An 11,882-nucleotide genomic window follows, 5' to 3' on the forward strand; every position below is an offset into this window, starting at 1 on the left:
CCGGCGGGACCTTCCGGGCCTTCATAATCATCCCAACCACTCGTAGTATATATATAAGTTCCGTTATCAGATGTATTGTAATAAACCTCTCCTAAACGAGAAGTAAGCGGTGCCGAAGCGTAATTCTGAATCCTGCCGGATGTCACATTATCAGCAACATATGCGTCTTGTATTTCATCGCCTAACCAATTACCATCGGTGACATTTCCATCCAAATCGAGATTCCCAGTAATATATAGGTTATCATCAACTGTAACATCGCCTACATCATTCGTAATTGTTAAACCACCCGTCGAGTTACCTTCACCGAGAACTTCCGATAAATTTTGGGCACCTGCTCCGCTAGAATATTCGATATTTACGATTATTCTAACCCTGTCTCCAGCAAAACCTGTTTCCAAGACAATTCCGACCACGCTTCCTGTTGGAGGGTCATCTATAAGTTTAACTCTTCCAGAAGACGCTGGCATTAGCTTTTCCCCGATGTCAACTAGAACAATATCTTCAGCAAGTCGGACATTATCGACGATACCGCTAAAAGAAAGAAGATATTCTCTTGTCACTCCAGAACCTTCATAGCCAATAATTACTCCAATTGCTTCTTCTCCAACACCACACGCTTCTACAGTATTTTCTCCAGACAGTTTAACAACGGTTCCAATACCGAGTTCTGTATCCGCTCCAACTGGATATTTAATTAATTCAGCGGAAAACCCCGATGTTACTAACAACGCCAAAGCTAAAACGCCAATAAATAAAACTTTTATTCTCATCTCTTCCTTAATAATACAAACTAAACATTAACCGTAATAAGCTTTCCTTGTCATCTATTTATTATTTGAGAGCAACCATAAACCATTCATGCTATTTATGTTCTTCAGAATATTAATATTTTTTTATTCTCTTTTCCCACAAAATTCTTAATCTCTTACATTACTTATTGAGCTCGTCTCGACAGGCAATTCTATCAGAATCAAATTTTGCAATATACTCTCTATCATAAGATTAAGATTTATTGTTCATTCCTATTTTCATATGTTCTATTTTCCACATCATCGCTAGAAAAAAACGGTAGTTCCTTTGAAAATTCCTCGTCGAAATTTCTTCCGAGGATATTCTCGGAAACCTCATCATTTACATTGAAATCCTTACGGGTTCCGATGGCAAGCCATGAAAACTCTATTTCGCTCTCCCCCTCATTCAGCTCGCTTACAACAAATCCACTATCAGTAAACCGCTCCACTGAAAGACCATTGCACAATGGGGAATATGGCGTTAGAATTATTACCGGTCTTTCGTCATCTTTTATGCTACTCACAAAAGACTGTGGAAGCACAACCGTGCATTTCCCATCTTCGAGATGGGCGACACCCTCGGTCTGTATCTTAGCTGATATATTTACTTGATCGTAAGCCGGCACTCTGAGCGCCTGGCTTCCAATTTCTGCAGTATCGATAAGTGCAATAGAGAAACCACTCGATATGTAAGAGTTTCCTGAGAAATATGCAGCTCCACCTTCAGAATCCATAGTAGTCGCTGAATAGATTCCTAAGAATGGTGAAAGCGTCACCGCTCCTGCGGTTCCACCATCGGCAAAAACCCCAACACCTGTGGTTTTAGTGGAGCTTCCTTTAGAACTCCAATTATTACAGTGAAATGCTCCTCCAGCACGATCTGGCCCAGATCCAGTGGAAATTCCGAAAACTCCGAACTGCCCTCCAAAACCGACAACTCCCGAACAACTCGATCCATCAGTTGCGCTACCTACAACGCCTGCAGCATAATCATTACCTGTATTTTTCCCATATACTGCGGCTTTATTATTATCATCGATAGTTACCCCACTGGAAGCGGAAACGAATCCTCCATGAGACACTCCTGTTCCGTGAATATCCTCTATCCAATACCATGCTATGTAATCCTCTCCATAGCAGTAATTAACCTGAGATTCGCCATAGACACCGATCTGGGTTCCTGCGGTTGTTGCCTTACCATAGACACCATAAGCCAGCCCACCAGAACCAGAAGCCTTAGCAAAAGCGTATATACCAAACGAAGTATCTGGTGCGTTACTATTAGCATAACTATAGACCCCATAAATATTTTCAGTAGAGCCAATATCTACCTGAACCTCGAAATAGCCTCCATAACCTTCGTTAACATTAGAGTAAGTTAGACCCACAACCGCTGTATCGGCAGCGCCTAAAACCCCCTGTGACCAGCGAGGGGTTGACTCGAACTTTCCAAAAACACCGTAGTCTTTCCCGCCAACATAGCCCCATTGACCACCGGTAAATGTTCCATAAACTCCATAATTATCCTCATAAACCGCTGCCCCACCATGAACACCAGCCGCTATTCCGGGAGCTGATCCTCTCGAACAATAGAAATAGGCTGCATCGGAATCGTTGCTCGATGCATAAAAATAAGGTTCACCAGATGAGCTCTTGTAAACCCGCGCATTTGAATTTTGTGCATAACGAATATAATCCCCGCTTAAAGTCCATAACCCCCCAGTTCCACCCGCAGAAACATTAACCCAATCAGTTCCATCATGAACCATAAGGGCATCGTCGTCCGAATCCCAAAACATCGAGCCATCGGTAGCTGAAAGGCCTGTCAATTCTTCAAAAATGGGCAGCCTTAAAACAGCCCCCTGAAAATAGCCCGAGTAATTATCCGTTCCACCGGTTGCGCGGCCATAAATACCATAATTGACCGTTCCACCAGCATCGAGCGCTTCTCCATAAACACCGAAATTATAATCGCCGGTCGATCCAACATTGTCATCGGTTCTACCATATACACCATAGTTATAATCTCCGCTACCGCTGGCGTATCCATAGACACCGTTGTTCACATTTGTCGAGTTCACACTTCGACCAAATACACCTATATTAGTGCCCAATCCACCGGATGCTTCTCCCATAACTCCATAATAATCTTGGGAACCGCTAGGAGTGACTGAACCGGCAACACCGATATAACCCCCTATACCTGATACTCCAATACCATACCAATCAGAATTGTCGCAAGTTCCTATAACTCCGCGACCATCGCTAGTAGTAACTGTGTTTCTGAAATATCCTACTGCACCGGGGTCTGCAATCGATGCTATTCCATGAAGTTTATAAGAAGGTGTTACCGTTCCAACTCCAATATATCCGCTTGATTCATCGAGGAAAAGAAGCTCGTCTGGTGTATCATTATAAAACCGGACATCACCATGCGTTCCTGTCATTTGAACTGTATTGCCATCCATGTTATAGGTATCTAGAAGATTCCCCCCTCCTCCACCGACCTCTACCCAAGAAGAGCCATCATAAACCACAATAGCGTCATCGTCCGAATCCCAAAACATCGATCCTTCAGAGGTTGTAAGACCTGTTGATCCAGTAAAGTCAGGGATTTTTAAAACCGCGCCGGTAAAATAACCGGAATAATTATTAGTTCCTCCGGAAGATAAACCATAAATAGCGTAGTTATTTGTTCCGCCTGCATCACAAATACCATAAACGCCATAATTGTCTTTAGCATTATATGCTTTTCCATAAACCCCAATATTTGAACCCCAAATCGGCCCATCCCCGGATGCCTGACCCCAAACACCAGTTTTATAATCTAATACTTCGGCATCATGATCGTTGGAAAAATAACCGGCTATCGAGGGCATAGCCCATGAATCATTATCGAAAATAGACGCAAAAGAATAGGTATTATAAGCCATTGAAGTCAATCTACCTGAACCATCGTCGAGATAAAAAAGATCTGTAGTAGGCGAGGATTCCTGGCCTATTACAACTTGCCCGGTGTGAAAAATACCATCGCTCGTATCGGGATCGCTTCCACCACCGATTTTTGCCCAATCATTGTCTTGTCCGCCTCCCGCACCAGCTCCCCCACCAGTGACGATATTAACCATGATTTTTATATTCTCGGCAAATGCTCCACTCTCAAGTGCCACACCTACAACATACCTATCGGTATGAGCGGAAAGCGGTGCAACCGAACCGGAAGTATGAACAACTATTTTTTCGCCCGCAGTTATACCCTCACCACAAAGCACATTAGATGCTATACTCGAATTTGCTATAAGATAATACTCTGGATCTAAAGAAGAGCCTTCATATCCGATTATTATACCCGCTGGTTCATCGCTTGAACCACAAATTGCTATTGTTGTATCACTATCTATTTTGACAACTCTTCCGAGAGGAATTAATGTCCCGTTATCGATGATATTGAATTTCAATATATCCCCAGCTAGAGAAGTGACAATCCCCACACCCAACAAACAAGCAATTACGCTGATTTTTATGACTCTTCTCCTCATTATGTCCTTTCTAACAAATCTAAAAAAATATCAAAATTGTGTGCCCCCTAACGAGGGCACACGGAATAAAGGTTAGCCGTTAATTTGTATTAAAGTAATGGTCCCATTGACCGCTCTACCGGAATCATAGGGTGCCTTAACTTGCTTGGCTTGAATTGTGTAGGTCGTGCCATCAACCGGCGAAGCTATATGCGCATTGACACTAACTTCTTGGCTCTGATGATAATTCCTATCATTTATAATGATAGTCCTTTTCGATCCAGCGATTTCAGCAGAACCATTATAGATTCTCACCTCGAAATAGGCTCCATTCTGGCCGCCTTTATCATCGAAGGTTCCGGTGAAATCAATAACGATAGGATTCGTTATAGTACTTGCATATGTGACAGACACCAGGTTGGACCAAGTCGATGTACTATTGAGACTTATAGCGGACGAGAAGTTACTTGACAGAACCTGCTGTCCTTCGCCGTAGTCGATAGCATCAATAGCGACATCGAGCGAGTCGATGGCTGCTTGAACATCGGTTGCACCAATACCAGACGAAGTGGGATCATAAGGCATATCGTCCGCTTCAACATCCGACCAATCGATATGCTCGTCCTGGATGCCGTCATCGTTGACTTCGAGCTTGTTTCCAGAAATGCCAATCGTTGAACCATCGACATTAACACCGAGCTGTCCCGAGCTCGCAAAGTCATTCGTAATAGCACCGGACGCGTGAACATCGGCATAAACTCCAGTGCCATCAACACCGATACCGTTGCCATCATCGACCGTCCATGTTTGTTCTGCAGAACCATTGTAGTTGGAACCTGTAAGGCCGTTTCCTGTAATGTGGTCATTTAAACCATCGTAAGCAGGTGCCCATGAAATAAATCCTGTTCCCGGGTCAATGGTCAAAACCTCACCGGCCGCACCAGCATCGGAGTCGATATAAATATTTGTGTTATCTCCGAGGTTGATATCATCCCAGGTATTTGCACCCTTACCAAGGTCCTGATCTATGCTCATAGGAACGATATCGTCGTTGAATACAACATCGCCGTCGTAATAAGTATCTATGCTATTATTGATAGCATGACCGTTTAAGTCGAACTGAGATCCCATTTTAACATAGGAACCGGCACTTGCGTAAATAAAGTCGGTGCGTAACGCGTTTCCGGTTTCGACCTTGACGTCACCACTAACTTCAAGAGTATCGCCGATCTCGACAATATTATCTGTAGCATCAACAATAGAATTATTTCCAGTGCTGTTCCCAACACCTAAGACGTTTTCAAGGTCTTGAGCTACTCCACCATCTTCGATGTCATCGATCCTTTGAGCCAGTTCATCCAATGCGCCACCGGCTTGCGTGGGAACAGCGACCCAATCGCCATCGGCCGTGGGATCATAGGTCAGATCGGTCGCCTGGACCTGATCGCCGACGGTTCCCCAATCGATATCGGAAGCCTGAACAGCATCATCTTGAATTGCAACAGCACCGGCCGTGCTGACCTGAGCATCGCCATCGAACCATGTGTTATCGATCTCTACCTGATCTGCTACACTTCCATCATAATCGAGTGTGGCAATTCCGGCTCCATTTGTAAGATTAGGTAAATCACCAGTGAAGATTCCTTCAATAGCACCGTCGAGGTCGGTTAAAGCCCCATCGACATCGGTGCTGGAAATATGGTCTCCGGCGGTAACTCCAAGGATATTATCGGCATCGTGGCTGTGCTGTGCATCAGCATTGCCAGCACCTGTAAGATCACTATGTTGAGCAGCAGTTAAATGGTAATATTCGCCCGGTGCTCCTCCATCGATACTTGCCAAATCGTTGTGGTTCCAGCTTCCCGAGGAAAGGCCGTCCACTGTGGCGTCTAATGAATCGATAGCACTCTGAACGTTGTCCGCACCAAGCGAAGCAAAACCATCATCGAATGCACTGTACTTAGCCTGATTATCATCGATCATAATCTGAGCAATGATAGTTCCAGGACCAGCGGCATCTTCGAGTGCTACAGCCACAAAAACATCCTCGTCGTTTACTGCTGTGGCAGCCTGTCCAGCTATTCCAGTAATAGTAAGCCTATCACCAGCCGTAACTGCGGAAGCAACCTGAATCGATAGTTGACCAGAAGAACCGACGAGAACATTATGCGATACTCCATCGAGTTCATAGCCGACTACCACACCGATAATATCTCTATCAGTAGAAGTCGCCTTAACAACCCGGTCGGTTGTGGGATCAAGTTTAACGATAGTTCCGATAGTAAGCTCTTCATTGGCCTCCACCGGATACTTAAACAATACATCTGCCATTGCGACTTGAGCAAGAATAAACCCAAATACCACCGCAATTAAAACAAACAATTTGCCCTTTTTCATCTCCATCCTCCTTGTTGAATTACTCTTATAAATTCCATATTTATCTAATTTGTTCCTCGTTAATCTTTGATTTCAGCGAGCTGAAGCACACCGTTAAGACAGCGACCCGAAGTATAAGGGTCTTTCGCTACTATCGCGCGAACAGCATATGTATGAGCTCCTGCTGGCGGATTATCCACGCCATTTATAGCGACATTCTGAAATTGGTGCACTACTGAAGAATATATGCTAACGCTGACTTGTGAAATAGCGACCTCTCCCGGACCCGGATTTCTGACAATCTCGACATTAACATAAGCGCCATCCTGACCACCGCGATCATCGAATGTTCCGGCAAACGAAAGTTGTATTTCCGAACCAGCACCGGCAGCAGTGTAAGTTATTTCTGCCAAAGTCGCAGGAACAGTCGTGCTCGAGATCGATACTATCGGAGTGACCGAATCATCGCCAGTTCCCTGCCCGACTATATTTCCGACTTCGAGATTTCCATCGACCTTCGCGTTGCCATCGATCCATATATCAGCATCCTGTGCCACAAGCTCTTGATTGCGGATATAAGTATTGGATGTTCCTGCCTCAATATCTGCTACTACTTGATCGAGGGCATCGATTGAAGAAGTAAGCGGTTCGCCATCAATTACATAATTGTTTTCGCTATATATCAAACTACCGATATTTGTCGCATTATCGGCAATTTGTGTAACTTGAGATGCAGTAAGATGATAATACTGACCGAGGTGAGAATCTCCGCCCTGCAAACCATCCATGTCGTTATGGTTAATTATAACACCACCAACAAGGCTATCAGCATAATTGGCATAAAGCGCTACCGGAACAGCATTCAATGGCTGCCTTGGAGATAAGACTTCTCCGTCAACAATCAACTGAACCCATAACATCTCCGAAAAATCTACGATCATTGGAACTACATCACCCAAAATCGCATCGAATAATCCTTTAGTAGCCATTACTCTGTCTTCCTCACCCCATAAGGAATCGCCCACAAAATCCGAATTCCATAGCGAAAACCCGATTGTAACCGAATCGTCGATAGCAACCCCATCCCGATCAGTAAGCTTGCCTTGATAGCCTATTTGATACGGAAAGGAAAGAACCGTCAATGCAAAGGCTACAGAAAGGATGAGGATAATTTTCATTCTACTCATCGCACCCCCTGAATTTATTTGTTGTTTGTAATTAAACTCTATTATACTCATATTAGCTCCTTATTATACTCATACTAGCTCCTTAGACAGAAAAACTAAACAGCATATGAAAATTTAAAAGCCAAAACTGGCAATCAAAATGAAAATTAATTGAGGAATGAATCTATAGCTATTCATCCATATTTTTCTCCGATTCCTTTCTACTCGGTTTGAGCAACTTCGATTTTTATGTATATCCATTGCTCTTCACTGCCATCAACTCCGAAAGCATAAGCCGGTGCTCGAAGTTGCATCCAAATAGCAACCGACTCTCCTGGCATAACGCGTTCACCATAATTCTTGCTATTAAGGCCTAAAACCGACCCTTTAGCCTTTTTTGGCTTGAAGCTGATAACATCCTCAGAACCCTCAGAATTGAAATCATCGGGATTAACATACTCTCGATCTGTATCTGTAATAACAACACTCATAACATAAGCGTTGGCTTCTTGAGTATCTTTATTGACATGTGGAAAGAAAGGCCCAGGGGCATCCTCTGGAATAGAAATACTGAGTCTTTGAGGTGTAGAGCTTGTGTTAATAAATAGGATTCTATCGCGTTCTTTCATGGTCTTCATTTCCATGGGAAGTAGAGCTTCATCTAAAAACCAACCCTTACCTTCAATCACAAAAGAGTGGTTATAACCTCCAATTACCGGGCCGAAACAAAGTTCACTACTTTTAATCTTATTATCGGCGAATGCCATGAAATAATAAGCGATATGGGGCCTTTGCTGGGATACAATTTTAATCTGTTTTTCAACAAACCAAATCGAAGGAACATCATCCGTTTGAGCACATTCAAAAACTTCTGAATCTTCAGAAAATTTCCCATCGCCATTAAGATCTATGAATAGTCTAACCCAATAAGGATGGACATTTGGTTCATCAGAATTAAACCTCACTCTAAATTTATAACTAGCTCCATTAGCACCTTCATCGGGTTGGACACCATCTTTTTCGAAACCATTTTCCCCAGTCCACACTAAATTCCAAGCACCAAAGACCGCGCCTGAAAAAAGACCCAGAAGAATAATTATGCTGAAAGCTATGCTTTTGCTGCTATTCATCAAAAACTCCAATGTAACTACACCAAGCAACTTTAATCCCTAACCTTACTGAATATAATATTTGTTGAATTAACCGTCAAGTCGAAATTATAAAAAAATAGATTAAATTTTTTGCTCTTTGATTAAAGTTAAAAAACTACTTTTTTATATAATCTTCAGAAATGCCCAATTTATTCATTCTAGAATATACCATCCTTCTTGTTATCCCCAGAATCTTCGCGGCTGAGGTTTTATTGCCGTTTGACTTTCTAAGTGCATCTATCAACGCCTCTCTCTCCATTTCTTCAAGCGTTTTATGCCCCTTGGATTTTTTCCCAAATCCATGCTCATTCGAGGGAAGATGCGCTATCTTAATATTTTCGCCGGCAGCCAAAATTGCCGCGCGCTCTAAAACATTGAAAAGCTCTCGAATATTTCCTCTCCAACAGCTTTTTTCTAGTCTTTCGAGCGCTTCTCGAGATATTCCAGCAGTGTAAGAAATGCTACTTAGAAAATGTGCTACAAGTTCGTATATATCCTCTTTTCTTTCCTCTAAAGTAGGCAACCTAATCGGGAAAACCGCTATTCTATAATACAAATCTTCACGGAAATTCCCCTCCATAATCTCAGTTTCGATATCCCGATTAGTCGCGGCAACAAGCCGTATATCCACTTTTATTGGATTAACACCCCCAAGCCGATATATAACTTTCTCTTCAAGCGCCCTGAGTAATTTAGCTTGAATACTAAGTGGTAATTCGCCTAACTCATCGAGGAATAGAGTGCCTCTATCAGCAAGTTCAAATTTACCGGGTTTAGCCTTATACGCACCAGTGAACGATCCCTTTTCATGACCAAAAAGTTCGCTTTCTAAAAGTTGTTCCGACAATGAGGCACAATTTATCGGGATAAACGGGCCCCCTCCGCGAGAAGAACTAGAATGGATCATTTTAGCTATAAGCTCTTTTCCGGTACCGGTTGCTCCTAGAATAAGCACAGACGTATCAGTAATCGATACCTTTTTTACCTCTTCCATAACCGAACGCATAATTGCGGATTTCCCCACCACAAAATTTATAGAAGAATCGCTGGTTCTTCTATAATCCAATTCCTCTTTCAAACGCCTGGACTCATCTATTCTCTTCACGAGAGCAGCCATTTCGTCAAGAGCAAAAGGCTTAACGATATAGTCTTCCGCGCCGGCCTTCATAGCAGAAACCGCAGTATCAACTCCGGCATAAGCGGTCATTAATATCACGGGAAGATTGTTAAATCTCTTTTTAGCCTTTTTGGTGAGTTCAATGCCGTCCATATCTAGCATCCTTAAATCTGTTATTAGTAATTCATAACCATTAGGAAGCTCATTCAACGCCTCTTTACCCGAGGTTACAGGTCTCACAAAATGCCCATCATCCTCCAGTCTCGATGCGAGCAATAGACCCATTTTCGGTTCGTCGTCGGCAATTAGAATTCTCATTTCAACCTCAGAATTTCCAGTTTTTCAATTAAATCCGTTAAAACACTCGAAACATGATCAATAAACGCGATATTTTTGGGAAGCTCTTCGAGATCGAACCATTCGATTTCATCATTTTCAGCCGATAATTTGGGCTTTCCATCTTTGATAGAGCAGATAAAATAGATATTTAGTGTTGTGCAGGATCCCTCACCGGAATATGTATCCATGTAAAATCCAATCAACTCCTCCGGCACGACAATAAATCCGGTTTCTTCAAAAACTTCGCGAACCACTCCATTTTCCGGATGTTCACTTTCTTCTAGAAAACCACCGGGAATATCCCAATAACCGATAAAAGGATCGATTGCCCTTTTCACCAGAAGTATCTTTCCATCCTTTATTACCAAACCACCCACGCATGGCACGCTATTACGAAAAAAGACCATTCCACATTTCGGGCAAAGCTCGACAGATTCCTCCCCGACCTCGCGAATCACCCATTCAGTCTTGTTTCCACAAGCCGCACAAAAGCGTGATTCCTTTTTCATATCGTTTTTTTTATCCATTTTAGCTGTAAACTATCCTTCGAGATTGCATTTTCAAAGTAAATATAATATCTTTTAACATATAATCCAGAATGAAACTGGAATTAAATTTATTAACTTCCACATCGGAAGGGTGATTTGAAACTTATATTCAATATAATCTTGCTAGCGATAGTCCAGGGGATAACTGAATTCTTACCCATCTCCAGCTCGGGGCATTTAGTTATACTAAAAAGCCTTTTTGGTTTTAAAAGTCCGGGTGTCGGACTCGAAGTCTCACTTCATTTTGGAACTCTGATTGCAATTGTTATTTTCTATTGGAGCGACATTAAAGAAATTACCAGCTCGTTTTTCCGAACCGACTTACCTACTCGCCACAAATCCAGACGAACAGCTCTTTATGTGATAATCGCTACTATCCCTATCGCTATTATCGGTATTCTATTCAATGGGAGAATAATTTCTCTCTTCACGAATAGCTTTATAACCGGGGTTTTTTTGCTAATAACCGGCCTTATACTTCTATCGACAAAATTGATTAAACCGCAAAAACAACCAATCACTGTTGTAAAATCGATAATTATCGGTATTTCTCAAGCACTAGCTATTCTCCCGGGGATATCCAGAAGTGGCTCGACTATCTCAGTCGGGAAATTTGTTGGAATTGCTCCCTCTGAAGCTGCAAAATTTAGCTTTCTCATGGCAATACCCGCAATAACCGGCGCCATAATTTATGAAATAATCTCGAATATGGCCGATTTTAATCCGCTTTATTTTATTGGCATAGGCGTTTCAGCTGTTATCGGTTATTTCTCTTTGAAGATATTAATAAACCTAGTAAACTCCGAAAAACTCTGGATTTTCGGGCCATATTGTCTTCTGATAGGCCTGATTTCGATTGTTTTTCTTAGATAG

General features: G+C 42.5%; 8 protein-coding genes. 1 reads left to right on the plus strand and 7 read right to left on the minus strand.

All coding sequences use genetic code 11. The features are described from left to right. The 7 genes from KAH81_03600 to KAH81_03630 all read right to left on the minus strand — a co-directional run. Positions 1-773, minus strand: a 773-nt coding sequence (locus KAH81_03600; GenBank protein MCK5832736.1) for a hypothetical protein, incomplete at its 3' end; no start/stop codon positions are given. A 239-nt stretch (positions 774-1,012) separates the two neighbouring features. Then, positions 1,013-4,333 carry a hypothetical protein gene (locus KAH81_03605; protein ID MCK5832737.1) on the minus strand — a complete coding sequence of 1,107 codons (3,321 nt, stop codon included), beginning with the start codon at positions 4,331-4,333 and terminating at the stop codon, positions 1,013-1,015. Positions 4,334-4,405: 72 nt separating this feature from the next. Beyond that, positions 4,406-6,709: a hypothetical protein gene (locus tag KAH81_03610; GenBank protein ID MCK5832738.1), complete on the minus strand. Its 2,304-nt coding sequence runs from the start codon at positions 6,707-6,709 to the stop codon at positions 4,406-4,408. A 59-nt stretch (positions 6,710-6,768) separates the two neighbouring features. Further along, the gene (locus KAH81_03615) at positions 6,769-7,875 is read right to left on the minus strand and encodes a hypothetical protein (protein ID MCK5832739.1); all 1,107 of its coding nucleotides are present in this window, start codon (positions 7,873-7,875) and stop codon (positions 6,769-6,771) included. Positions 7,876-8,075: 200 nt separating this feature from the next. Further along, positions 8,076-8,984, minus strand: a complete 909-nt coding sequence (locus tag KAH81_03620) for a hypothetical protein (GenBank protein MCK5832740.1) — start codon at positions 8,982-8,984, stop codon at positions 8,076-8,078. A gap of 136 nt (positions 8,985-9,120) precedes the next feature. Further along, positions 9,121-10,440, minus strand: coding sequence for a sigma-54-dependent Fis family transcriptional regulator (locus tag KAH81_03625; protein MCK5832741.1), 1,320 nt, complete (start codon positions 10,438-10,440; stop codon positions 9,121-9,123). Continuing rightward, positions 10,437-10,988: an NUDIX hydrolase gene (locus KAH81_03630; GenBank protein MCK5832742.1), complete on the minus strand. Its 552-nt coding sequence runs from the start codon at positions 10,986-10,988 to the stop codon at positions 10,437-10,439. Before KAH81_03630 ends, KAH81_03625 begins: the two co-directional genes overlap by 4 nt. 117 nt (positions 10,989-11,105) lie before the next feature. On the opposite strand from KAH81_03630, the gene KAH81_03635 reads away from it, so the two are divergent. Then, complete coding sequence (locus KAH81_03635; GenBank protein ID MCK5832743.1) at positions 11,106-11,882, plus strand: undecaprenyl-diphosphate phosphatase; 777 nt, start codon at positions 11,106-11,108, stop codon at positions 11,880-11,882.

This window comes from bacterium (assembly GCA_023145965.1).
GTDB lineage: Bacteria > UBP14 > UBA6098 > UBA6098 > UBA6098 > UBA6098.

Bases quoted from the DNA above. Each gene is read 5' to 3' on its own strand.
- KAH81_03605 (MCK5832737.1), bottom strand. From the start codon at position 4,333: ATGAGGAGAAGAGTCATAAAAATCAGCGTAATTGCTTGTTTGTTGGGT.
- KAH81_03610 (MCK5832738.1), bottom strand. From the start codon at position 6,709: ATGAAAAAGGGCAAATTGTTTGTTTTAATTGCGGTGGTATTTGGGTTT.
- KAH81_03615 (MCK5832739.1), bottom strand. From the start codon at position 7,875: ATGAGTAGAATGAAAATTATCCTCATCCTTTCTGTAGCCTTTGCATTG.
- KAH81_03620 (MCK5832740.1), bottom strand. From the start codon at position 8,984: ATGAATAGCAGCAAAAGCATAGCTTTCAGCATAATTATTCTTCTGGGT.
- KAH81_03625 (MCK5832741.1), bottom strand. From the start codon at position 10,440: ATGAGAATTCTAATTGCCGACGACGAACCGAAAATGGGTCTATTGCTC.
- KAH81_03630 (MCK5832742.1), bottom strand. From the start codon at position 10,988: ATGGATAAAAAAAACGATATGAAAAAGGAATCACGCTTTTGTGCGGCT.